This is a genomic window from Brevundimonas sp. (assembly GCF_035627055.1).
Taxonomy (GTDB): Bacteria; Pseudomonadota; Alphaproteobacteria; order Caulobacterales; family Caulobacteraceae; genus Brevundimonas.
Window position 1 is genome coordinate 270,114 of record NZ_DASPMM010000022.1, and the last position, 22,170, is coordinate 292,283.

25 protein-coding genes are annotated in these 22,170 nt (G+C 69.3%); 22 read left to right on the forward strand and 3 right to left on the reverse strand.

Annotation, left to right across the window (positions count from 1 at the left end; all coding sequences use genetic code 11):
* The first annotated feature begins 17 nt into the window (after positions 1 to 17).
* From tmk to VEA98_RS11935, 4 genes are read left to right on the forward strand one after another with little or no spacing between them, the layout of a single operon-like run.
* Entirely contained in the window at positions 18 to 644 is a 627-nt protein-coding gene (gene tmk, locus VEA98_RS11920; RefSeq protein WP_324814613.1) for a dTMP kinase, read from the forward strand.
* Complete coding sequence (locus VEA98_RS11925) at positions 641 to 1,618, forward strand: DNA polymerase III subunit delta' (RefSeq protein WP_324814617.1); 978 nt, start codon at positions 641 to 643, stop codon at positions 1,616 to 1,618. Before tmk ends, VEA98_RS11925 begins: the two co-directional genes overlap by 4 nt.
* Positions 1,618 to 2,400 (forward strand): TatD family hydrolase, encoded by a 783-nt coding sequence (locus VEA98_RS11930; RefSeq protein ID WP_324814619.1) that lies wholly within the window; start codon positions 1,618 to 1,620, stop codon positions 2,398 to 2,400. Before VEA98_RS11925 ends, VEA98_RS11930 begins: the two co-directional genes overlap by 1 nt.
* Positions 2,397 to 3,209: an MBL fold metallo-hydrolase gene (locus tag VEA98_RS11935; protein WP_324814622.1), complete on the forward strand. Its 813-nt coding sequence runs from the start codon at positions 2,397 to 2,399 to the stop codon at positions 3,207 to 3,209. Before VEA98_RS11930 ends, VEA98_RS11935 begins: the two co-directional genes overlap by 4 nt.
* Here the strand turns inward: VEA98_RS11935 and VEA98_RS11940 are convergent.
* Genes VEA98_RS11940 through VEA98_RS11950 form a run of 3 tightly spaced genes read right to left on the reverse strand, consistent with a single transcriptional unit; the run spans position 3,206 to position 5,707 of the window.
* Positions 3,206 to 3,592 carry a hypothetical protein gene (locus VEA98_RS11940; protein ID WP_324814625.1) on the reverse strand — a complete coding sequence of 129 codons (387 nt, stop codon included), beginning with the start codon at positions 3,590 to 3,592 and terminating at the stop codon, positions 3,206 to 3,208. The two genes, VEA98_RS11935 and VEA98_RS11940, sit on opposite strands and share 4 nt — an antisense overlap.
* Complete coding sequence (gene hemB / locus VEA98_RS11945) at positions 3,589 to 4,593, reverse strand: porphobilinogen synthase (protein ID WP_324814628.1); 1,005 nt, start codon at positions 4,591 to 4,593, stop codon at positions 3,589 to 3,591. The genes VEA98_RS11940 and hemB overlap by 4 nt, the downstream gene beginning before the upstream one ends.
* A gap of 55 nt (positions 4,594 to 4,648) precedes the next feature.
* Positions 4,649 to 5,707: a M23 family metallopeptidase gene (locus VEA98_RS11950; protein ID WP_324814631.1), complete on the reverse strand. Its 1,059-nt coding sequence runs from the start codon at positions 5,705 to 5,707 to the stop codon at positions 4,649 to 4,651.
* Between the two features lie 129 nt (positions 5,708 to 5,836).
* Here VEA98_RS11950 and VEA98_RS11955 point away from each other — a divergent pair, with 129 nt between their 5' ends.
* From VEA98_RS11955 to VEA98_RS12035, 18 genes are all read left to right on the forward strand, one after another.
* Positions 5,837 to 6,976 carry an isobutyryl-CoA dehydrogenase gene (locus tag VEA98_RS11955; RefSeq protein WP_324814632.1) on the forward strand — a complete coding sequence of 380 codons (1,140 nt, stop codon included), beginning with the start codon at positions 5,837 to 5,839 and terminating at the stop codon, positions 6,974 to 6,976.
* Complete coding sequence (locus VEA98_RS11960; protein WP_324814635.1) at positions 6,973 to 7,281, forward strand: DUF6968 family protein; 309 nt, start codon at positions 6,973 to 6,975, stop codon at positions 7,279 to 7,281. The genes VEA98_RS11955 and VEA98_RS11960 overlap by 4 nt, the downstream gene beginning before the upstream one ends.
* A gap of 58 nt (positions 7,282 to 7,339) precedes the next feature.
* A complete protein-coding gene (locus tag VEA98_RS11965) occupies positions 7,340 to 8,392 on the forward strand; it encodes an enoyl-CoA hydratase/isomerase family protein (RefSeq protein ID WP_324814637.1) in 1,053 nt (350 codons plus the stop codon).
* A 232-nt stretch (positions 8,393 to 8,624) separates the two neighbouring features.
* A complete protein-coding gene (locus VEA98_RS11970) occupies positions 8,625 to 9,413 on the forward strand; it encodes a hypothetical protein (protein WP_324814639.1) in 789 nt (262 codons plus the stop codon).
* Positions 9,414 to 9,438: 25 nt separating this feature from the next.
* Positions 9,439 to 10,197: a methyltransferase gene (locus VEA98_RS11975; protein WP_324814643.1), complete on the forward strand. Its 759-nt coding sequence runs from the start codon at positions 9,439 to 9,441 to the stop codon at positions 10,195 to 10,197.
* 267 nt (positions 10,198 to 10,464) lie between these two features.
* Positions 10,465 to 11,658: a 3-hydroxyisobutyrate dehydrogenase gene (gene mmsB, locus VEA98_RS11980; protein WP_324814646.1), complete on the forward strand. Its 1,194-nt coding sequence runs from the start codon at positions 10,465 to 10,467 to the stop codon at positions 11,656 to 11,658.
* A gap of 106 nt (positions 11,659 to 11,764) precedes the next feature.
* Positions 11,765 to 13,012 carry a 5-aminolevulinate synthase gene (hemA, locus tag VEA98_RS11985; RefSeq protein ID WP_324814648.1) on the forward strand — a complete coding sequence of 416 codons (1,248 nt, stop codon included), beginning with the start codon at positions 11,765 to 11,767 and terminating at the stop codon, positions 13,010 to 13,012.
* Between the two features lie 19 nt (positions 13,013 to 13,031).
* Positions 13,032 to 13,187, forward strand: coding sequence for a DUF6898 family protein (locus VEA98_RS15265; RefSeq protein ID WP_414642178.1), 156 nt, complete (start codon positions 13,032 to 13,034; stop codon positions 13,185 to 13,187).
* A 36-nt stretch (positions 13,188 to 13,223) separates the two neighbouring features.
* Positions 13,224 to 14,537: a serine hydroxymethyltransferase gene (gene glyA, locus VEA98_RS11990; protein ID WP_324814650.1), complete on the forward strand. Its 1,314-nt coding sequence runs from the start codon at positions 13,224 to 13,226 to the stop codon at positions 14,535 to 14,537.
* A 7-nt stretch (positions 14,538 to 14,544) separates the two neighbouring features.
* A complete protein-coding gene (nrdR, locus tag VEA98_RS11995) occupies positions 14,545 to 15,009 on the forward strand; it encodes a transcriptional regulator NrdR (protein ID WP_324814653.1) in 465 nt (154 codons plus the stop codon).
* A complete protein-coding gene (locus tag VEA98_RS12000; protein ID WP_324814656.1) occupies positions 15,009 to 15,659 on the forward strand; it encodes a RibD family protein in 651 nt (216 codons plus the stop codon). The genes nrdR and VEA98_RS12000 overlap by 1 nt, the downstream gene beginning before the upstream one ends.
* Positions 15,660 to 16,250, forward strand: coding sequence for a riboflavin synthase (locus VEA98_RS12005; RefSeq protein ID WP_324814658.1), 591 nt, complete (start codon positions 15,660 to 15,662; stop codon positions 16,248 to 16,250).
* Positions 16,250 to 17,383: a 3,4-dihydroxy-2-butanone-4-phosphate synthase gene (gene ribB / locus VEA98_RS12010; protein ID WP_324814661.1), complete on the forward strand. Its 1,134-nt coding sequence runs from the start codon at positions 16,250 to 16,252 to the stop codon at positions 17,381 to 17,383. The genes VEA98_RS12005 and ribB overlap by 1 nt, the downstream gene beginning before the upstream one ends.
* The gene (ribH, locus tag VEA98_RS12015) at positions 17,377 to 17,841 is read left to right on the forward strand and encodes a 6,7-dimethyl-8-ribityllumazine synthase (protein ID WP_324814955.1); all 465 of its coding nucleotides are present in this window, start codon (positions 17,377 to 17,379) and stop codon (positions 17,839 to 17,841) included. Before ribB ends, ribH begins: the two co-directional genes overlap by 7 nt.
* Positions 17,838 to 18,365, forward strand: a complete 528-nt coding sequence (gene nusB, locus VEA98_RS12020) for a transcription antitermination factor NusB (protein ID WP_324814665.1) — start codon at positions 17,838 to 17,840, stop codon at positions 18,363 to 18,365. The genes ribH and nusB overlap by 4 nt, the downstream gene beginning before the upstream one ends.
* Positions 18,365 to 19,354, forward strand: a complete 990-nt coding sequence (thiL, locus tag VEA98_RS12025; protein ID WP_324814668.1) for a thiamine-phosphate kinase — start codon at positions 18,365 to 18,367, stop codon at positions 19,352 to 19,354. The genes nusB and thiL overlap by 1 nt, the downstream gene beginning before the upstream one ends.
* 37 nt (positions 19,355 to 19,391) lie before the next feature.
* On the forward strand, positions 19,392 to 19,814 hold the full coding sequence (locus VEA98_RS12030; protein WP_324814670.1) for a hypothetical protein: 423 nt from the start codon (positions 19,392 to 19,394) through the stop codon (positions 19,812 to 19,814).
* Between the two features lie 179 nt (positions 19,815 to 19,993).
* Positions 19,994 to 22,147: a sodium-translocating pyrophosphatase gene (locus tag VEA98_RS12035; RefSeq protein WP_324814672.1), complete on the forward strand. Its 2,154-nt coding sequence runs from the start codon at positions 19,994 to 19,996 to the stop codon at positions 22,145 to 22,147.
* The last annotated feature ends 23 nt before the right edge of the window (positions 22,148 to 22,170 follow it).

A 22,170-nucleotide genomic window follows, 5' to 3' on the forward strand; every position in this document is an offset into this window, starting at 1 on the left:
GCCGCCATTGTGCCCCCGTGACCCACGGCAGATTCATCACCTTTGAAGGCGGGGAGGGGACCGGCAAGTCGACCCAGGTCGCCCGGCTCGTCGACCGCCTGCGCGCGCGGGATCTGGAGGTGCTGCAGACGCGGGAGCCAGGCGGCTCCGATGGCGCCGAGGAGATCCGCAACCTCGCCCTCAACGGCGACGCCGGCCGCTGGTCGGCCATGACTGAGACCCTGCTCATGTTCGCCGCCCGCTCGGATCATCTGGAGCGCACCATCCGTCCGGCCCTGGACGCCGGCCGCTGGGTGGTCTGCGACCGCTTCGCCGATTCGAGCCGCGCCTATCAGGGCGCCGGCGGCGGCACGCCGGCGGAATTCATCGAGAGGCTGGACGCCGCCATCGTCGGAATCACCCAGCCGGACCTGACCCTGGTGTTCGACCTGCCCGTCGAGGTCGGGCTGGAGCGCGCCTTCGGCCGCGGCCTGTTCGAGACTCGCTTCGAATCCAAGGGGCTGGAGTTCCACGAGCGGCTGCGCCGCGGCTTCCGCGACATCGCCGCCGCCCATCCCGAACGCTGCGTCATCATCGACGCCGAGGGGGACCTCGAAACGGTCGAGGCCCGCGTCTGGGCCGCCGTCGAGGGCCGACTGCTGTGAGCGAACACCCGCGCGACCGCTTCGACCTGATCCCCGACGCCGCCGCCGAGGCCGCCTTCCTCGACGCCTTCGACAAGGGCCGGCTGCACCACGCCTGGTTGCTCTGCGGGGTGGAGGGGTCGGGCAAGGCGACCTTCGCCTACCGCGCCGCCCGCCGCCTGCTGGGGGCCGCGCCCGATCCGTCGCGCGGCCTGCTCGGAACCCGCCCCGACGATTCCGTGACCCGCCTGATCACGGCCCAGTCGCACCCCGACCTGCTGATTCTCGAACGCGCCGTCGAGGGCGGCAAGACGAAGAAATCCATCTCGGTCGACCAGGCCCGCGACCTGCCCGAATTCTTCTCAAAGAGCCCGTCGCAGGCGAAATACCGCGTCGCCATCATCGATGCCGCCGACGACCTGAACCTCAACGCCGCCAATGCCTTGCTGAAGGTTCTTGAGGAACCGCCCGAGCGCGGCGTGCTGTTCCTCGTCACCCATGCGCCGGGCCGGCTGCTGGCCACCATCCGCTCGCGCTGCCGCCGGCTGGCCTTCCCGGTCTGGCCGCAGCACGCGCTGGAGGAACTGGTCCGGAACCGCACCGGCGTGCCCTCCGCGGAGGCCGCCCGCATCGCCGGCATGGCGGCGGGTTCGCCCGGCCAGGCCCTCGCCCTGGCCTCCGGCGCCACGCTGGAGGCCGACCAGTTGGCCCAGTCATGGGTCGCCGCCCCCGACCTCGACCGCGCCGAAGTCATGGCCATCGCCGACAAATTCCGCGGCGCCGAGGGGCAGGAGCGGTTCGAGACCCTGATGGACCGCCTCATCGCCGCGGTGAAGCTGCGCGCGCTCGAGGAAGGCAGGTCCGGCGCCCGCTGGGCCGAACTGTGGGAACGACTGTCGGAACTGCCCGACCGCGCCGCCGCCATCAATCTCGACCGGGCCGACGTCCTCGCCGGCGCGCTCGCCGACCTGCAGCGGACCAAGGCCCGCGCCTGATGCTGATCGACAGCCACGTCAACCTGCACGCCCCCCAGTTCGACGAGGATCGCGACGCCGTCATCGCCCGCGCCCGCGCGGCCGGCGTCGGCCTGATGGTCGAGATTTCCGACAAGCTGTCGACCTTCGAGGCCACCCACGCCCTGGCCATGGCCCACGACGACATCTGGGCCACCGTCGGCGTCCATCCGCACGAGGCGAAGGACTACGCCGACCTCACCGCCGACCGGCTGGTCGAGCTCGCCGCCCGGCCCCGCATAATCGGCATCGGCGAATGCGGGCTGGATTTCCACTACGACCTCAGCCCGCGTGATGCGCAGGCGGCGGTCTTCCGCCAGCATATCGAGGCCGGCCGCCGCACCGGCCTGCCGCTGGTCGTCCACACCCGCGAGGCGGACGACGTCATGGCCGACATCCTGACGGAAGAGCAGGCGAGGGGACCGTTCCGGTTCCTGATGCACTGCTACACCAGCGGCCCCGAACTGGCGGAAAAGGCGGCGGAACTGGGGGCATGGTTCTCGGTTTCCGGCATCGCTACCTTCAAGGCGGCCGCCGACGTCCGTGAGATCATCGCCGCCATGCCCGCCGACCGCATCATCGTCGAGACCGACTGCCCCTATCTTGCGCCCGTGCCGCACCGCGGCCGCCGCAACGAGCCGGCCTATGTCGGCCACGTCCTCGACAAGCTGGCCGAAATCCGCGGCTGGTCCCGCGACGAGGCCGAGGCCCAAACGACGGACGCCTTCTTCGCCCTGTTCGACCGCATCCCGAGACCGGCATGAGCACCGCGGCGGGCGAACTGGAAGTCGTCATTCTCGGCTGCGGCTCGTCCGGCGGCGTGCCGCGCGGGGACGGCGACTGGGGCGACTGCGATCCGGCCGAGCCGAAGAACCGCCGCACCCGCTGCTCGCTGCTGGTCCGTCGCCACGGCCCCGAGGGCGTCACCAGCGTCCTGATCGACACCTCGCCCGACCTGTGCCAGCAGATGCTGGCGGCGGGCGTGAAACACATCGACGCCGTTCTCTACACCCACGATCACGCCGACCAGACCCATGGCGTCGACGACCTGCGCGTCTTCGCCATGCGCGCCCGCCGCCGCATCCCCGCGTTCATGGACCTGCCGACCCATGCGGCGATGCGCGAACGGTTCCGCTACATCTTCGAAAGCGTCGAGGGCTATCCGGCCATCCTCGAGGCCCAGCCGCTGCCGCCCCACGGCCAGAGCTGGTCCGTCGACGGCCCTGGGGGCCCCATCCCCGTCGTCACTTTCGACCAGGCCCACGGCCCGATCCGCTCGGTCGGCTACAGGATCGGCCCCGTCGCCTACTCCAGCGACGTCTCGGACCTCGACGACGCCGCCCTCGGGGCGGTGCGCGGCTGCGACCTGTGGATCGTCGACGCCCTGCGCTGGACGCCCCACCCCACCCACGCCCACGTCGAACGCACCCTCGACTGGATCGCCCGCGCCGGCGTGAAGAAGGCGGTGCTCACCAACCTGCACATCGATCTCGATTACAACGCCTTGTCGGCGGCCGTTCCAGCGAATGTGGAGGTGGCGTTCGACGGCTGGACGGCTCGACTGCCGCTCTAGAGGCGTCGGCCCGGGCTGCCGATGAAGCGGTCCGTCGCGATCCGCCCTTCACGATCCTCGACGTGAACCGTGAAGGGCGGCCCCAAGGCTGCGTCTGTTCCGAACCGCGCTGTTGCGACCCTGAAGGACCACGGCTCGACGCCGTGCCGAATGCAAAGCTCATCGAATGCAGTCCTGTAGAGCTCGACCGCCTTTCGAAGGCTGGGAGACGCCTCGCCTTCAATCACCTTGCCGGTAAGGAAGTCGACGGAGATCACGCCGTCCGGCGACCGACCGGCCTCGCCGTAGATGTCCATCTCATAGACGCCGACCATCAGCCCGATCCCGCTACCGAGAGAGTCGGCGGCGTTGTGGAGCGCGCTCTGGAGGACGCCGAACTTCACCTGTTCAGCAGCCGTGCGGCGTCAGCCGCAAAATAGCTCAGCACTCCCGCGCAACCCGCCCGCTTGAACGCGTGCAGGCTCTCCAGAATGGCCCGCTCCTCGTCCAGCCAGCCGTTGGCCATCGCCGCCCGCATCATCGAATACTCGCCCGACACCTGATAGGCGAAGGTCGGCACCCGGAAGGTCTCCGACACCCGCCGGACGATATCCAGGTAGAGCATCCCCGGCTTGACCATCACCGCGTCCGCGCCCTCGGAGATGTCCATCGCCACCTCGCGCAGCGCCTCGTCGGAGTTGGCGTAGTCCATCTGATAGGTCTTCTTGTCGCCCGTCAGCGCCTTGGCCGAGCCCACCGCGTCGCGATAGGGCCCGTAGAAGGCCGAGGCGTATTTGGCCGCGTAGGAGAGGATCATCACGTCCGACAGGCCATTGGCCTCCAGCGCCTCGCGGATGGCCTGCACCCGCCCGTCCATCATGTCCGACGGCGCCACGATGTCCGCCCCGGCGTGGGCGTGGATGAAGGCCTGCTCCGCCAGCCGCTCCAGCGTCGCGTCGTTGACGATCCGGCCGTCCTCCAGCACCCCGTCGTGGCCGTGGTCGGTATAGCAGTCCAGCGCCACGTCGGTCATGACCCCGATCTCCGGCGCCGCGTCCTTGATCGCCTTGATGCACTCCGGAATCAGCCCGTCCGGATCGGTCGCGCCCGTGCCCACCCCGTCCTTGATCGCGCCGTCCACGTTCGGGAACAGCGCCACCGCCGGAATACCCAGATCGCGCGCCTCGACCGCCGCCGACGCCGCCGCCTTCGGGCTCAGCCGGAACACCCCCGGCATGGACGCCACAGCCACCCGATCGTCGGCCCCGTCATGCACGATCAGCGGCCAGACCAGATCCGCCGGCGTCAGCGTCGTCTCGGCTGTCAGCCTCCGCACCCAGGGCTGGCTGCGCAGCCGGCGGGGACGGGCGTAGGGAAAGGCGGCGGGCGCGAACGGCTGGGTCATGCGCGGCGGTATAGGACCAACCTCCGGCCCCGCAAAGCCGCGCGGCTGCGACCGCTCACCGGGCGTCGAAGGTCTCGCCGCTGTCGACATGGCCGTTGATCGGCGTCGAGCCGTCTGCCAGCTTCAGCTCGCGGAAGGCCGACGGCACGCCTTCGCCCCGCATGTCCGCCGAGTCGACCCGCTGGTAGTGCAGGTGGGGGAACAGCGAACTGCCCGAGGCTCCGATCGCCGCCACGTCCTGGCCCGCCTCGACCCACTGGCCGACACGCACGGTGGCGCTGCCCTGTTTGATATGCCCCAGCATGCTGAAGGTGCCGTCGCGATGGTCGATCACCACCAGGTTTCCGAACACCAGATTGATGTCTTCCGCCAGCTCGGACGGATCGAAACTGCGGTCGTCCGGCCGATCGTCCCGCACCTGCACCACCAGTCCCCCCACCGGCGACCGCACCGGCTGGCCGAAGCCGTACCAGTCCTCGTTGCGCGCGCCGTCTCCCGTGTGCATCCGCCCCTCGTAGTCGACCGGAACGAAGTCGTAGCTGTAGCGCATCGCATTGCTGACGAAGCCGAACGCCTTCAGCGGCGGCAGCAGATAGTCCCAGCGCCGATGGTGCGAGAGGGCGTCGTGCCCGTCCCAGACCAGCACCCGCCCGGTCACCGGCGACAGGCCGCGTTCGGCGACCTCGTCCCGCACCGTGGCCGAGGCTTCCACCGTCTCGTCCGCCTGCCCCTCGGCCGACAGCACCGCCTTGACCCGTACCGACCCCACCGGCCGTCCCGGCGGCGCATATTCGAAGGGGTTGAAGATCAGTTGCTCCTCGCCCGGCTCCAGCGTCCGGTCGGGAAGGGTCAGGATCGACGGCGCCGAGCCGTTGCCGTCCAGCCGCCGGATCAGCATGTCGCGTCCGTCCGTTCCGACGAAGGTCACCTCCAGCTCCGTCACCTCGACCGCATGATCGGCGCGGTTCGTCAGCGCCAGGTCGAAATTCAGCGCCTGGCCGTAACGCGTCTGCTCCACCCACGGCCGCTCCGGCAGGATGCGCCCCTCCACCGTCTGCGCCGCCGCCGGCCCCGCCAGAACCGCCGCCAGGGCCAGTATGCCGATCCGCATCATTCGTCGTGCTCCCCCGCTGTCCCGTCATGAGGCCGCCGCCGCCCTGTTTGGATGCACGCAACCGCCTCGACGGGCCCGGCCCGCCTCGGCTAGAAGCCGCCCCAACCGACACGCTTCCGGAACGACACCATGGACTTCGCCCTCACCGACGACCAGCGCGCCATCCAGGACGCCGCCCGCGCCTTCGCCGACGCCGAACTGGCCCCGCACAGCGCCGAATGGGACGAGACCAAGCATTTCCCCGTCGACGTCATGAAACACGCCGCCGAGATGGGCTTCTGCGGCATCTACACCGGCGAGGAGCACGGCGGGATGGCGCTCGGCCGGGTCGAGGCCGCGGTGATCTTCGAGGAGCTGTCGCGCGGCGACGTCTCCACCGCCGCCTTCATCAGCATCCACAACATGGCCACGTGGATGATCGACAAATTCGGCTCCGACGACCTCCGCGCCCGCTACGTCCCGTCGCTGGTGTCGATGGAGCGGATCGCCTCCTACTGCCTGACCGAGCCCGGCTCCGGCTCCGACGCCGCCGCCCTGCGCACCACGGCCCGCCTCGACGGCGACCACTACGTTCTGAACGGCTCCAAGGCCTTCATCTCCGGCGCCGGAACCTCCGACGTCTATGTCGTCATGGCCCGCACCGGCGCCGACGGCCCCAAGGGCATCTCCACCTTCGTGGTCGACAAGGACGCGTCCGGCCTCAGCTTCGGCGCCCAGGAGAAGAAGATGGGCTGGAACTCCCAGCCCACGGCCATCGTCAGCTTCGACGACTGCCGCATCCCCGCCGCCAACCTGCTCGGCAAGGAGGGCGACGGTTTCCGCTACGCCATGATGGGCCTCGACGGCGGCCGTCTGAACATCGCCGCCTGTTCGCTGGGCGGCGCCCGCCTCGCGCTGGAAACCACGCTGGACTACGTCAACAGCCGCAAACAGTTCGGCAAGCCGATCGCCGATTTCCAGAACACCCAGTTCAAGCTCGCCGACATGGCGACCCAGCTCGACGCCTGCCGCCTGATGGTCCTGCGCGGCGCCTGGGCGATGGACACGAACCATCCCGAGAAGACCAAATGGTGCGCCATGGCCAAGCGCATGGCCACCGACGCCTGCTTCCAGATCGCCGACGAGGCCCTGCAGCTGCACGGCGGCTACGGCTACCTCAAGGATTACCCGCTGGAGCGCATCGTCCGCGACCTCCGCGTCCACCGCATCCTCGAGGGCACCAACGAGATCATGCGCGTGATCACGGCGCGTGAGATGATGCGCCAATGACCGACCTCGTCTGCGACCGCGAATTCACCGTCGAGATCGAGGGCGTCGAAGGACGGATCGTCGTCGAATGGATGAAGCCTGTCCGCGACCGCGGCGACTGGCGCTGCGACTGGATCATTCACTGGCTCGACCGCCCGGAGGCGCGGGGCTTCTCCATGGGCGTGGATTCGACGCAGGCGCTTCTGCTGGCATTCGGGATGATTCGCGGGCGGATCGAGCACGACGCCCCGTCGGCGCGCTGGCTGGACGGCGACAGCGGCCTCGGTCTGCCGCCCCTTCCCGTCGCCCCGTCGCCCGCCTCCTGACTTCCGCCACCGTGTCCGAGGCTGGACCGCTGCTCCGCGTGGCCGTATCAGCGCCCGCATGACTCCCGAACCCGAAGTCCTCGCCCGCGTCCAGTCCGGCCTCGGCCGCCTGACCCTCAACCGCCCCAAGGCGCTGCACGCCCTGAACCGCGCCATGTGCGACGCGATGATCGAGGCGCTGCTGGCCTGGCGCGACGACGACGCCGTCAAATCCATACTGATCGACCACGCCGGCGAGCGCGGCTTCTGCGCCGGCGGCGACATCCGCATGATCGCCGGGAGCGGGGCAGGGGACGCGTCCGAGGCCAAGGCCTTCTTCGCTGCGGAATACAGGCTCAACCACCTGCTGTTCGACTATCCCAAGCCCGTCACGGCCCTCGTCGACGGCGTCGTCATGGGCGGCGGCGTCGGCATTTCCGAGCCGGCCGACGTCCGCGTCGCCACCGAACGCACCACCTACGCCATGCCCGAGACCGGCATCGGCCTGTTCCCCGACGTCGGCGGCGGCTGGTTCCTGCCGCGCCTGCCGGGCCAGACCGGCGTCTGGCTGGCCCTCACCGGGGCCCGGCTCAAGGCCGCCGACACCGTCTTCCTCGGCATCCACACCCACTATCTCCCATCCGATGCGCTGGAGGCCTTCCGCGCCATCCTCGCCGCCGATCCGGCCCATCCGATCGACGTCGCCGATGGGCTCGAGACCGGCGCCGGCGAGCCGCCGATCGAACCGCACCTGCCCGCCATCGACCGCCTGTTCGCCTTCGACACGGTCGAGGCCATCTTCGCCGCCCTCGAGGCCGACGGTTCGGAGTGGGCGCTGGCCCAGCTGGCTGTCCTGAAGACCAAGTCGCCACAGTCCCTCAAGGTCACCCTGCGCCAGCTGCGCACCGGCGCGGCGATGGAGTCCTTCGCGGACAACATGGCCATGGAGTACCGCCTCGGCGGCCGCGTCGTCCGCACCCACGACTTCCAGGAAGGCGTCCGCGCCGTCATCGTCGACAAGGACAACGCCCCGCAGTGGTCGCCCGCCGACCTTTCCGGCGTCACCGAAGCCGACCTCGACCGCCTGTTCGCCCCGCTGCCGGCGGGCGAGGAGTGGACGCCGCTTCCCTGAACGGTCCCACTACCGTCGTCATCCTCGGGCTTGACCCGAGGATCAGACCCTCCGGTGCTCCGTCGAAGCCGATGCGGCGCCGCTTCCCGGGCCTTCGCAGGCGCACAGCCCGGCCCAACCTCTGATCCTCGGGTCAAGCCCGAGGATGACGGGGAGGGGATCAGCAACGGCAGGGACTTGCCATGGGCCCCAAACCGGAGCTTGGCTGTCGCCGCTGGTTCAGGAGACGATCATGCTCAAGCCGTCCGTTCTCGCCATCCTCGCCGCCGTCACAACGCTCGCCGCCTGCGGCTCCGACCCCTGGGCCGGCCGCGAGGACCGCATGGCCGAGCGCACCTATGAGGGGATGCGGCTGGCCGACATCCACCACGCCGCCATCGCCGACCCGCTGCGCCCCGCCGACGAAGTCGCCCGTGACCAGTTCCGCCATCCCGACCGGATGCTGGCCTTCGCCCTGCTAGAGCCCGGCGACAAGGTCGCCGACATCCGCCCCGGGGCCGGCTATTTCACCCGCCTGTTCGCCCGCACCGTCGGCGAGACCGGCAAGGTCTACGCCTTCGTGCCCAACCGCACCGCCGAACGCGAGAACGCCCGCGCCGACGCCCTGGTGACCGCCTATCCGAACGTGCTGCGCGTCAACGGCGACCTCGACAGCATGAGCTTCCCCGAGCCGCTCGACGTCATCTGGATGAGCCAGGAATACCACGACTTCCACATCCCGGCCTTCAACACAGACGTGACCCGGATGAACCGCGCCATCTTCGCGGCCCTGAAGCCGGGCGGCTATTTCGTCGTCGTCGACCACTCCGGCCGGGCCGGCACGGGCCATGACGAGGTCCAGACCCTGCACCGCATCGAGGGCGCCTCGCTCCGCGCCGAGGTCGAGGCGGCGGGCTTCATCTTCGACGGCGAATCCACCGCCCTGGCCAACCCGGCCGACGACCGCACGACCAACGTCTTCGACGAAGCGATCCGCGGCCGCACCGACCAGTTCGTCTATCGTTTCCGCAAGCCGGGCTGAGCCCGTTCCCGTCAGGAGAAGAGTGATGCGTCGTTCGCTGATTCTGGCCGCCTCGGCCCTGCTGGTCCTGTCGTCCGCCGCCTGCATGGGCGGGGAGGTCGCGCCCGATCCCGCTGGCTACGCGGCCGCCCTGGCCGATCCGGTGCGCTCCGCCGAGGACCGTGCCCGCGATGAGTCCCGCCACACCGCCGAAACCCTCGCCTTCGCTCGCGTCGGACCGGGTCAGAACGTCACCGACATGATCATTGGCGGCGGCTATTTCACGCGCATCTTCTCCGCCGCCGTAGGCCCCGAGGGCCGCGTCACCGCCTGGCAACCGGCCGAGTTCATCGGCTTCCAGGCCAGCTATGGCGAGAGCCTGACCGCCGTCGACGCCCTGCCGAACGTCGACGCCGTCCGTGTCTCCCTCGCCGCCCCCGACCTGCCCGGCGGTCAGGATCTGGTCTTCACCGCCCAGAATTACCACGACCTGCACCTCGCCATGGCCTCCGCCGACACGGCCTCCAGGGTGAACGCCGCGGTGTTCCGGGCCCTGAAGCCGGGCGGCCTCTACGTCATCATCGACCACCACGCCGCTGCCGGTTCCGGCGTGTCCGCCGCCGACACCCTGCACCGCATCGACATCGAGGCGGTCAAGCGCGAGGTGACCGCCGCCGGCTTCGTGCTCGAGGCCGAGAGCGACCTCCTCGCCGACGGCGCCGACCCGCGTACGGCCAGCGTCTTCGACCCCTCCATCCGGGGCAAGACCAGCCAATTCATGCTGCGGTTCAGGAAGCCCGCCTGACAGGAGCGGGGCAGAGGTTCAGATTCGCCGGGCCGCCGCTTCCCTTCCCTTCGTCACACTGTCGGACACAGCCTGCCTGAACAGGCCTTCGGCGCCGCCCTGTCCCGGGGTTCGCTTCGCGCCGCCGGGATGACGAAAGAAAGGGCGTGACGCTGTGCTGGCAATGCGCGAATCTATAGTCGGGTTCGACGGATTATCTCCAGCCTTTACAGCCACATCCGCATTTCTCGGGCCGATCTTCCCGCCTGAGGAACCGGTGGGCGCATAATGCCTCTCGCGGTTCATCGCGCCGCCACCGGATCTTTGACAATCGAACTCGCCGCCTGCGCCGCCGGAGGCGCCCGCCGAATATCCGGCCTCTGCGGACTCTACGCACTTAACGGACTCTACGGACGCTTTGCACTCTACGGACTCTACGGACTCTACGGACTCTACGGACGGCATTTTCGGTCCAGAAAGCCCCACGCCGTGGCCTGGTGTGTGCGACGTCCCGCGTCTGGCGCCCGCGCCGCCAAGCCGCTAATCCCGCCCCAACGGAATCCAGGAGACGACGCCATGACCCACACCATCGCCTTCATCGGCCTCGGCAACATGGGCGGCGGCATGGCGGCCAACCAGGCCAAGGCCGGCCACAAGGTTCTCGCCTTCGACCTGTCGCAGGCCGCCCTCGACCGCGCCGCCGAACACGGCTGCACCCCCGTCGGCTCCGTGGCCGAGGCGGTGAAGGACGCCGACGTCGTCATAACCATGCTCCCGGCCGGCCCGCACGTGCACTCGGTCTATACGCAGCAGATCATCGGCCACGCCCCGACCCGCGCCCTGCTGCTGGACTGCTCGACCATCGACGTCGACACCGCCCGCAAGGTCGCCGGCCTGGCCAAGGACGCCGGCTACGCCTTCGCCGACGCTCCCGTCTCGGGCGGGACCATGGCCGCCGACGCCGGCACCCTGGCCTTCATGGTCGGCTGCGACGAGCCCGAGTTCGCCCGCATCGAGGCGGCGCTCGAACCCATGAGCCGCGCGACCTTCCGCGCCGGCGACCACGGGGCGGGGCAGGCGGCCAAGATCTGCAACAACATGATCCTCGGCATCACCATGCTGGGCACCTGCGAGGCCATCGGCCTGGCCGAGAAGCTGGGCCTCGACCCGGTCAGGATGTTCGACATCGTCGCCAAGTCCTCGGGCCAGAGCTGGTCGACCACCACCTACTACCCCTGGCCCGGCCCGGTGCCGACCGCCCCCTCGAACCGCAACTACGACGGCGGATTCGCCGCCGCCATGATGCTCAAGGACCTGAAACTGGCCCAGGACGCCGCCGCGAAGTCCGGCGCCTCGACCCCGCTGGGCGCCCAGACGGAGGCCCTGTTCCAGATGTTCAACGGCCTCGGCTACGGCGGCCGCGACTTCTCGGCGATCCTGCAGATGCTGCGCGGCAAGCTGGACGAGCTGCCGAAGGGCTGAGCACGAACTGACCTGAGAACCGTTATCAATTGGAAGGTTGCGACGATTTAACCGCTCCGGCTGATAGACTTTCGCCCGCCCGCGGCGCAAAACCCGGGCATCCACCATGACCAGACGAGCCGCCGGTTTGTTCGACTACGAGGCCGCATTCCAGACCGCCGTTGAGCAGGTCAAGAGCGAGGGGCGCTACCGCGTCTTCGCCGACCTGAAGCGCGTGCGCGGCCAGTTCCCCAAGGCTATCCGCCGCCGCGCCGACGGCTCGGAGCAGGAGGTCGTGGTCTGGTGCTCGAACGACTACCTCGGCATGGGCCAGCACCCCGCGGTGCTCGAGGCCATGCAGGCCGAGATCGATCAGGTCGGCGCCGGAGCGGGCGGCACCCGCAACATCTCCGGCACGACCCGCTCGGCGGTCGACCTCGAGGCCGAGCTGGCCAGCTGGCACCAGAAGGAAGCCGCGCTTCTCTTCACCTCCGGCTACGTCGCCAACGAGGCCACCCTGACCACCCTGCAGCGCATCCTGCCCGGGCTGATCATCTTCTCCGACTCGCTGAACCACGCCTCGATGATCGCCGGCATCCGCAACGGCGGCTGCGAGCGGCACATCTACGCGCACAACGACCTCGAACACCTCGAAAGCCTGCTCCGCGACGCCCCCGCCGGCGCGCCCAAGCTGATCGCCTTCGAGAGCGTCTATTCGATGGACGGCGACATCGCCGACCTCGCCGGGACCATCGCCCTGGCGAAAAAATACGGCGCCCTGACCTACCTCGACGAGGTGCACGCCGTCGGCCTCTACGGCGCAACCGGCGCCGGCGTGGCCGAACGGGACGGCCTGCTGGACGGCATCGACATCGTCGAATGCACCCTCGGCAAGGCCATCGGCGTCATGGGCGGCTACATCGCCGCCGACGCGATGATCATCGACGCCGTGCGCAGCTGGGCCTCCGGCTTCATCTTCACCACCAGCCTGCCGCCCGCCCTGACCGCCGGCGCCCTGGCCTCGGTGCGCTGGCTCAAGGCCCACCCCGAGGTGCGCGAGGCCCATCAGGAGCGCGCCGCCACCCTCAAGGCCCGCTTCGCCGCCGCCGGCATCCCGGTGCTGCCCTCGGTCAGCCACATCGTGCCCGTCCACGTCGGCGACCCCGTGCACTGCAAGATGATCTCGGACATGCTGCTCGAGGACCACGGCGTCTACGTCCAGCCGATCAACTATCCGACCGTGCCAAAGGGCACCGAGCGCCTGCGCTTCACGCCGTCGCCGAACCACACCGACGCCATGATGGACGACCTCGTCGCCGCCATGGACAGGCTGTGGACCCACTGCAACGTGGCGCGCCTCCCTGCCGTCGCCTGATCCGGAGCTCGGCGAGGTCATCTTCGAACTGACCCGCAACGGCCCGTATCTGAAATGCGCCGCCATCCACGTCGCCAGCGGCCTCGAGGTTTCCGCCCTCGGCCCGGCCGCCGAGCCCGAAGGTCTCAAGCGCATCGCCCTGGCCAAGCTGAAACGGGCGCTCGCCGCCCGCTGACCACAAGATGTTGTGGTTACCGTCCCCCGGGCCTAAATGGATCGCCGCCAATCCCGGGGACCTGCAGTGACCGCCTTCACCCACGACGCCTATTTCTCGAAGCCCCTCGCCGAGGCTGACCCCGACATCTTCGGCGGCATCCAGGGTGAGCTGCGCCGCCAGCAGGAGCAGATCGAGCTGATCGCGTCCGAGAACATCGTCTCGAAGGCGGTGCTCGAAGCGCAGGGCAGCGTCCTGACCAACAAATACGCCGAGGGCTACCCCGGTCGCCGCTACTACGGCGGCTGCGAATACGTCGACGTCACCGAGGACCTCGCCCGCAGCCGGGCCAGGCAGCTCTTCAACTGCGCCTTCGCCAACGTCCAGCCGCACTCTGGCGCCCAGGCCAACCAGGCCGTCTTCCAGGCCCTGCTGCAACCCGGCGACACCTTCCTCGGTATGGATCTCGCCGCCGGCGGTCACCTGACCCACGGCTCCCCCGCCAACCAGTCCGGCAAATGGTTCCGCCCGGTGACCTACAAGGTCCGCGAGGACGACCACCTGATCGACTACGACCACGTCGCCCAGATGGCCGAGCAGGAGAAGCCGAAGCTGATCCTCGCCGGCGCCAGCGCGTACAGCCGCCACATCGACTTCAAGCGCTTCCGCGAGATCGCCAACAGCGTCGGCGCCTACCTGATGGTCGACATGGCCCACTACGCCGGCCTGATCGCCGGCGGCGTCTACCCCGACCCGCTGCCGCACGCCCACGTGGTCACCACCACCACCCACAAGACCCTGCGCGGCCCGCGCGGCGGCATGGTTCTGTCCAACGACATCGAGCTAGGCAAGAAGATCAATTCGGCCGTCTTCCCCGGCCTTCAGGGCGGCCCGCTGGAGCACGTCATCGCCGCCAAGGCCGTGGCCTTCGGCGAAGCGCTCAAGCCCGAGTTCAAGGCTTATGCGCAGCAGGTGGTTACCAACGCCCAAGCCCTCGCCGCGGTGCTGGTCGAGCGCGGCGCGGCCATCGTCTCGGGCGGCACCGACAGCCACCTGATGCTGGTCGACCTGCGGCCCAAGGGCGTCACCGGCAAGGCCACCGAGGCCGCGCTCGAACACGCCCTGATGACCTGCAACAAGAACGGCGTCCCGTTCGATACGGCGCCCTTTACCGTCACCTCCGGCGTCCGCCTCGGCACCCCGGCCGGCACAACCCGCGGCTTCGGCGTCGCCGAGTTCCAGCAGGTCGGCCACTGGATCGCTGACGTCATCGATTCGATGAAGGGCGGCGACGAGGCCGACGCCGGCGTCTCGAAACGGGTCGCCGGCGAGGTGCGCGAGCTGACGCGCCGCTTCCCGATCTACGGATGACGCGCCGATGAAATGCCCCTTCTGCGGAAATCCGGATACCCAGGTGAAGGACAGCCGCCCGTCCGACGACGGCGCCGCCATCCGCCGCCGGCGGTCCTGCCCGCAGTGCAGCGGGCGTTTCACCACCTTCGAGCGGGTCCAGCTGCGCGAGCTGATGATCCTCAAGCGCAACGGGCGCCGCACGCCCTTTGACCGCGACAAGCTCGAGCGGTCGTTGGCCGTGGCCCTGCGCAAGCGGCCGGTGCAGCCCGAACAGATTGAACAGCTGGTCAGCCGCATCACCCGCCAGCTGGAAAGCCTCGGCGAGACCGAGATCCCTTCCTCGACCGTCGGCGACTTCATCATGAAGGCGCTGAAGGGCGTCGATGAGGTCGCCTACGTCCGCTACGCCTCGGTCTACAAGGACTTCCGCCACACCAACGACTTCGCCAAATTCCTGGGCGACGAGGGTCTGGACGACGAGCGGAGCTGATGCGCCCGCGGGTCACCCTGAAACTGGCCACCTCGCTCGACGGCCGCATCGCCACGGCCTCCGGCGAGAGCCAGTGGATCACGGGCGAAGCGGCCCGCGCCGAGGGCCATCGGCTGCGGGCAACCCACGACGCTGTCCTCGTCGGCATCGGCACGGCCCTGGCCGACGATCCGCTGCTGACCGTCCGCGAACCGGGGCTGGAGGACCGTCAGCCCGTCCGTGTCGTGATGGACAGCCGTCAGCGCCTCGATCCCGATTCGAAGCTGGCCCGCTCGGCGGGGGAGTCCCCCGTGATCGTCCTGACGATCCAGCTGCCGGCGCCGGCGCTGGTCCGGGCGGGGGTCGAGGTGATTCAGATCCACACCGGGCGCGACGGGCGGGTCTCGCTGCGTCATGCGCTGACGACCCTGCGAGACCGTGGCCTGATCTCCCTGCTCGTCGAGGGCGGCGGCGAGGTCGCCGGCAGCTTCCTCCGCGCCGACGCCGTCGACCGCATCGAATGGTTCCGCGCCCCCATCCTGCTCGGCGCAGAGGGGCGTCCTGGCATCGGTTCGCTCGCCATCGACGAGCTCGGTCAGGCGCGGCGCTTTCGCCGTCTTGCGGCGGAGCCCTGCGGCGACGACCTGTGGGAGCGCTACGAGAGACTCTGAATGTTCACAGGCATTGTCACAGACATCGGCCGGGTCCGCTCGGTCCGGCCGACCGATCGGGATCGGCGCTACGAGATCGAGACGGCGTGGGATACGGCGACGATCGACCTCGGCGCCTCGATCAGCCATGCCGGCTGCTGCCTGACCGTCACGGAGAAGGGGCCGGGCTGGTTCGCGGTCGAGGTCTCGAACGAGACGCTGTCGAAGACCAGTCTCGGCGACTGGACCGAAGGCCGGCGCGTCAATCTCGAGCGGGCGGCGAAGCTCGGCGACGAACTGGGCGGCCATATCGTCTCCGGCCATGTCGACGGCCTCGGCCGGATCATGGCCGTCGAGCGGGAGGCCGGCTCGCACCGGGTGCGCATCGAGGCGCCCGCGCCCCTGCACCGCTACATCGCTCCCAAGGGCTCGATCACCGTCGACGGCGTCTCGCTCACCGTGAACACGGTCGAAGGCAGCTGTTTCGAGGTCAACATCATCCCTCACACGTGGGAGGCCACGACGCTCGGGAGCCTGAATCCCGGCGACGCGGTCAATCTCGAGATCGACATGCTGGCGCGATACCTCGCGCGGTGGCAGGAGACGGCGTGATGCAACTGGCGGCCAACATGAACGACAGCCCGATCAGTCCGATCGAGGACATCCTCGAGGACGCCCGCAACGGCAAGCCCTACATCCTCGTCGACGCCGAGGACCGCGAGAACGAGGGCGATGTCATCATCCCGGCCCAGTTCGCGACGCCGGACCAGATCAACTTCATGGCCCGCCACGCCCGCGGCCTGATCTGTCTGGCCATCACCGCCGAACGCGCCCGCCAGCTGCGCCTGCCGCCGATGGCTGCGGAAAACCGCGAGAGCATGGGCACCGCTTTCACCGTCTCGATCGAGGCGAAGGAGGGGGTCACCACAGGCATTTCGGCCGCCGACCGGGCGCGGACGGTGCAGATCGCCGCCGACCCCGGCAAGGGCGCCGACGACATCGTCTCGCCGGGCCACGTCTTCCCGCTGGTCGCCCGCGACGGCGGCGTGCTGGTCCGCACGGGCCACACCGAGGCGGCCGTCGACATCAGCCGCATGGCCGGCCTGACGCCCGCCGGGGTCATCTGCGAGATCATGAACGAAGACGGCACGATGGCGCGCATGCCCGACCTGGTCGCCTTCGCCCAGCTGCACGGCCTGAAGATCGGCACGATCGCCGACCTGATCGCCTATCGCCGCCGGACCGAGCGACTGGTCGAGCGGGTCATGGACACGCCGTTCGACAGCATCCACGGCGGCCCGTTCCGCCTGATGCTGTACCGCAACGCCATCGAGGGCGTGGAACACGTGGCCCTGGTCAAGGGCAAGATCGAGCCCGGCAAGCCCACGCTGGTGCGGATGCACCAGGTCGATTTCGCCGCCGATCTGCTCGGCCACGTCGAGGCGCGGCAGGACTATGTGCCGCGCTCGCTGAAGGCGATCAGCGACCACCCCGGCGCCGGGGTGACCGTCTTCCTGCGCGATCCCGAACTGCACGGGCTGGCCGAACGGCTGGCGGGCGTCGAGAAGCCCAAGGCGGTGGACCGGGCGATCCGAAACTACGGCGTCGGGGCCCAGATCCTCCTGGATCTCGGAGTCCGCGACATGATCGTGATGAGCTCGACCCGCCCCAATCCCACCGCGCTGGAAGGCTACGGCCTGCGCATCGTCGGCTGGCGCGACATGGACGGAGAAGACCAATCGTAAGCGACCCCTACCGCGTCCTCATCGTCGAGGCGCGCTTCTATGACGACCTGGCGGACGCCCTGCTGGAAGGGGCGAAGGACGCCCTGCGCGCCCAAGGCGCCGAGTTCGATGTGGTCTCCGTGCCCGGCGCGCTCGAGGTGCCGACTGCCATCGCCCTTGCCGAGGAAGCCGGCCGCTTCCCGACTGCGCCGCGCTATGATGGCTATGTGGCGCTGGGCTGCGTCATCCGTGGCGAGACCTATCATTTCGAGATCGTCGCCGATCAGTCGGCGGCGGGGCTCCGCAACCTCGGCCTCAAGGGCGTCATCGTCGGCAACGGCATTCTGACGACCGAGGACGAGGACCAGGCCTGGGCCCGGGCCCGCCTCAGCGAGGGCGACAAGGGCGGCGGCGCGGCCCGCGCGTGTCTCGACCTGATTGCCTTGCGCAAGCGCCTGCGCGTAGGACTGGCGTCGTGACCGAACCCGCCAGCCTCCAGTCCGTGCTCGAGCAACTCGCCGAGGCCGAAAAACAGCGCGCCGAGCCGCAGCTGACCAGCAAGCAGCGCCGCGCCCGCACCGTGGCCCGCCTCGCCGCCGTCCAGGCCCTGTACCAGATGGAACTGGCCGGGGAGGGCGTCGAGACCGTCATCACCGAATTCTCGCACCATCGGTTTGACGCCGATATCGAGGGCGAACCGCTCGCCGAGGCCGACGAGGACTATTTTGCGCAGATCGTGCGCGGGGTGGTCGGCGGTCAGCGCGACATCGACGCGGCGGTCAAGTCCCGGCTGGCGTCCAACTGGCGGCTGGAACGGCTCGACTCGACCCTGCGCGCCCTGCTGCGCGCCGGCGCCTGGGAGTTGCGCGAGCGTCAGGACGTGCCGAAGGAGATCGTCATCGACGAATATGTCGAACTGGCCAAGGCCTTCTTCGATGACGCCGAGGCCAAATTCGTCAACGCCGCGCTGGACGGCGTGGCCAGGGACGCCCGCGCCTCCTGATGGCCGCGGTCGACGTCGCCGGAGAGTTCGAGACCATCCGGCGCCTGTTCGCGCCTCTGGCCCATCCGGAGTGGGGGCGGGGCCTGAGGGACGATGTCGCCGTCGTCCCCTCGAAACCCGGCCACGATCTGGTCCTGACCAAGGACGCCATCGTCGAGGGCGTCCACTTCCTCCCGACCGATCCTCTGGACACGGTCGCGAAGAAGCTGCTGCGGGTGAACCTGTCGGATCTGGCGGCCAAGGGCGCGGAGCCGTTCGGCTACCTGCTGGCCTGCCACTGGTCCGAGCGCTGCGGCTGGCCCGAGCGGATGACCTTCGTCGATGGCCTGCGGACGGACCAGAAGGCGTTCGGCGTCGCACTGCTCGGCGGCGACACCGTGGTGACGCCCGGGCCCGCGAGCTTCTCGATGACCCTGCTCGGTTGGACGCCCAAGGGCCGCACCGTCGGCCGGGCCGGAGCCCGCGCCGGCGATCTGGTCTTCGTCACCGGCTCGGTCGGCGACGGCTGGCTTGGCCTGCAGGCGGCGCAGGGGAAGCTGTCCCTTGAACCGGATCGCCTGGCCGCGCTGATCGAGCAGTACCGGGCGCCGAATCCCCGCGTCGAATTCGCCGGGACCATCCGCGATTTCGCCAGCGCCTCGATCGACGTCTCGGATGGTCTGATCGCCGACCTCGATCACATCGCCGAGGCGGGCGGGGTCCGCATCGAGATTGACCTGGAACTCACGCCGCGCTCCGCCGCCGGCCAAGCCTGGTTCGATGGCCGGGTCGACGAGCAGGCGGCGCTGGAAAGCCTGGCCACGGGAGGCGACGACTACGAACTGGCCTTCACGGCCCGCGCCGCCGACGAAGCCGCCCTGCGCCGCGAGGCGGACAAGCGCCACCTCCGCCTGACCCGGATCGGCCGTGTCGTGGCGGGGCAGGGAATTGTCGCCCGCTTCGGCGGCCAGCCCATCGCCATCGATCGGCCGGGCTTCACCCACGGCTGACAACGAAATCTCAAGGCGTGGGCGCGACGATCGCCGCATGCGCCGTCGTGACCTTATCGCCGCCTCCGTCGCCTTGCCGGCCGTCGCCGCCGGCGCGGACGCGAACGCCCAACATGCGCCAGCTCCCGGCGCCAGCCTGGGCATCGCCGGCGTGGGCCTGCCGATCATCTCCGGCGGGCGCATCCGCAACTACGTCTTCGTTTCGCTGCGGCTGCATCTCGGCGGCTCCGCGACGCCCGAATCGATGCGGCCGAAAGAGGCCTATCTGCGCGACGCCCTGGTCCGCGCCGGGCACCGGACGCCCTTTGTGGTCGAGAACGACTGGACCCGGATCGATGCGGCCGCCCTGTCCGCCAGCCTGATGCGGGCGGCCGTTCCCATCGCCGGACGCGGAGCCGTGACGCGGGTCGAAGTCATCAGCCAGGCGCCCCGCCGCCGCACCGGCGTCGCCTCGGGTTGAGCCGCCTTCACTAACCCTGTTGCGTCGCCCCGGCGCATTTGGCACGTTTCCGCCGCATTTCCCCAGGGACGCAGACTCGCGTCCGGTGCGCACGGGGGGACCGGAAGGCGGAGAGAGGCGAAAACGCCCGCCGCGCCAAGGGTCCGGGCGCCTCTAGAAACACAGGGTTTGGAAACGCCATGAGTAACTATCTGTGGCTTGTCATCGCCGCAGGCGCGCTGGGGGTCCTCTACGGACTGGTCCAGACGGCCTCGCTGATGAAGGCCTCGACCGGCAACGACAAGATGCGCGAGATCGCCGCCGCGATCCAGGAAGGCGCTTCGGCCTATCTGCGGCGGCAGTACATGACCATCGCCATGGTCGGCGTCGTCATCCTGATCGCCGCCTGGTTCCTGATCGGCCAATGGGCCGCCTTCGGCTTCGTGATCGGCGCGGTCCTCTCGGGCCTCGCCGGATTCGCGGGCATGCTGATCTCGGTCCGCGCCAACGTGCGCACGGCCCAGGCCGCGTCCGAGAGTCTGTCCAGGGGTCTCGACCTGGCCTTCCGCTCAGGCGCCATCACCGGCATGTTCGTCGCCGGCGGCGCCCTGCTGGGCGTGGCGGGCTACTACGCCATCCTGACCCAGGGCATGGGCTTCGACAGCACCAGCCGCGAAGTCATCGACGGTCTGGTCGCCCTTGGTTTCGGCGCCTCGCTGATCTCCATCTTCGCCCGTCTGGGCGGCGGCATCTTCACCAAGGGGGCCGACGTCGGCGGCGACATGGTGGGCAAGGTCGAGGCCGGCATCCCCGAAGACGATCCCCGCAACGCGGCGACCATCGCGGACAACGTGGGCGACAATGTCGGCGACTGCGCCGGCATGGCCGCCGACCTGTTCGAGACCTATGCGGTGACCACGGTCGCCACCATGGTGCTGGCGGCGATCTTCTTCCGCGACCTGCCCTATGTCGAAACCATGATGCTGCTGCCGCTAGCCATCTGCGGCGTCTGCATCGTCACCTCCATCATCGGCAGCTTCTTCGTCCGCCTCGGCAAGAAGCAGAACATCATGGGCGCCCTCTATCAGGGTCTGATCGTCACCGGCGTGCTCTCCATCGGGGCCCTGTACCTGGTGATCACCCAGCTGCTGCCGGACAACGCGGTCGTCACCCCCGCCGGCGGAGAGGCCATCTACGCCATGGACCTGTTCTGGTCCGGCCTCGTCGGCCTGGCCGTTACGGCGGCGATCGTGGTCATCACTGAATACTACACGGGCTCCAATTTCCGCCCCGTGCGGTCGGTGGCCAACGCCTCGGTTTCCGGTCACGGCACCAACGTCATCCAGGGCCTCGCCGTCTCGCTTGAGTCGACGGCCCTGCCTGCGCTGACGATCATCGTCGGCATCATCGCCAGCTACCAGCTGGCGGGCCTGTTCGGGATCGCCATCGCCACCACGACCATGCTCGGCGTCGCCGGGATGATCGTGGCGCTGGACGCCTTCGGACCCGTCACCGACAACGCCGGCGGCATCGCCGAGATGGCCGGACTGCCTTCGGACGTCCGCCACTCGACCGACGCTCTCGACGCCGTGGGCAACACCACCAAGGCCGTCACCAAGGGCTACGCCATCGGTTCGGCCGGCCTCGGCGCCCTCGTCCTCTTCGCGGCCTATACGTCTGATCTGCAATACTTCTCGGCCAATGCGGCGGAGTTCCCGTTCTTCGCCAACATGGGCGTCGTCGACTTCGCCCTGACCAACCCCTATGTGGTCGTCGGCCTGCTGTTCGGTGGGCTTCTGCCCTTCCTGTTCGGCGGCATGTCGATGATGGCGGTGGGCCGCGCGGCCGAGTCGGTCGTCGCCGAGGTGCGTCGACAGTTCCGCGAGAACCCGGGCATCATGACCTATGAGGTCAAGCCCGAGTACGGCCGGGCCGTCGACATCCTGACCCGGGCGGCGATCCGCGAGATGATCGTGCCGTCGCTCCTGCCGGTCCTGTCGCCGATCGTGCTGTTCGTGGCCATCCTGTTCCTGTCGGACAAGGCGGACGCCTTCGCCGCCCTCGGCGCCATGCTGATGGGCGTGATCGTGACCGGCCTGTTCGTGGCCATCTCGATGACTTCGGGCGGCGGCGCCTGGGACAACGCCAAGAAGGTGATCGAGGAAGGCTTCACCGATCGCAACGGCGTCGTCCACGGCAAGGGCTCCGAGGCTCACAAGGCCGCGGTGACCGGCGATACGGTCGGGGATCCGTACAAGGACACCTCCGGCCCGGCCGTGAACCCGATGATCAAGATCACCAACATCGTGGCCCTGCTGCTTCTCGCGGTGCTGGCGAGCGGCAAGATCTTCTGATCCCCGCGTGGCCGCCGCGTCCT

Coding starts and splice junctions, on each gene's coding strand:
- VEA98_RS11970 (WP_324814639.1), top strand. CDS start 8,625: ATGCTCAAGCCGTCCGTTCTCGCCATCCTCGCCGCCGTCACAACGCTC.
- VEA98_RS11975 (WP_324814643.1), top strand. CDS start 9,439: ATGCGTCGTTCGCTGATTCTGGCCGCCTCGGCCCTGCTGGTCCTGTCG.
- VEA98_RS11950 (WP_324814631.1), bottom strand. CDS start 5,707: ATGATGCGGATCGGCATACTGGCCCTGGCGGCGGTTCTGGCGGGGCCG.
- VEA98_RS12000 (WP_324814656.1), top strand. CDS start 15,009: ATGCGCCCGCGGGTCACCCTGAAACTGGCCACCTCGCTCGACGGCCGC.
- VEA98_RS11965 (WP_324814637.1), top strand. CDS start 7,340: ATGACTCCCGAACCCGAAGTCCTCGCCCGCGTCCAGTCCGGCCTCGGC.
- mmsB (WP_324814646.1), top strand. CDS start 10,465: ATGCCTCTCGCGGTTCATCGCGCCGCCACCGGATCTTTGACAATCGAA.
- VEA98_RS12030 (WP_324814670.1), top strand. CDS start 19,392: ATGCGCCGTCGTGACCTTATCGCCGCCTCCGTCGCCTTGCCGGCCGTC.
- VEA98_RS12005 (WP_324814658.1), top strand. CDS start 15,660: ATGTTCACAGGCATTGTCACAGACATCGGCCGGGTCCGCTCGGTCCGG.
- VEA98_RS11960 (WP_324814635.1), top strand. CDS start 6,973: ATGACCGACCTCGTCTGCGACCGCGAATTCACCGTCGAGATCGAGGGC.
- glyA (WP_324814650.1), top strand. CDS start 13,224: ATGGATCGCCGCCAATCCCGGGGACCTGCAGTGACCGCCTTCACCCAC.
- hemA (WP_324814648.1), top strand. CDS start 11,765: ATGACCAGACGAGCCGCCGGTTTGTTCGACTACGAGGCCGCATTCCAG.
- VEA98_RS11930 (WP_324814619.1), top strand. CDS start 1,618: ATGCTGATCGACAGCCACGTCAACCTGCACGCCCCCCAGTTCGACGAG.
- VEA98_RS12035 (WP_324814672.1), top strand. CDS start 19,994: ATGAGTAACTATCTGTGGCTTGTCATCGCCGCAGGCGCGCTGGGGGTC.
- VEA98_RS11935 (WP_324814622.1), top strand. CDS start 2,397: ATGAGCACCGCGGCGGGCGAACTGGAAGTCGTCATTCTCGGCTGCGGC.
- ribB (WP_324814661.1), top strand. CDS start 16,250: ATGCAACTGGCGGCCAACATGAACGACAGCCCGATCAGTCCGATCGAG.
- VEA98_RS11955 (WP_324814632.1), top strand. CDS start 5,837: ATGGACTTCGCCCTCACCGACGACCAGCGCGCCATCCAGGACGCCGCC.
- thiL (WP_324814668.1), top strand. CDS start 18,365: ATGGCCGCGGTCGACGTCGCCGGAGAGTTCGAGACCATCCGGCGCCTG.
- nrdR (WP_324814653.1), top strand. CDS start 14,545: ATGAAATGCCCCTTCTGCGGAAATCCGGATACCCAGGTGAAGGACAGC.
- hemB (WP_324814628.1), bottom strand. CDS start 4,593: ATGACCCAGCCGTTCGCGCCCGCCGCCTTTCCCTACGCCCGTCCCCGC.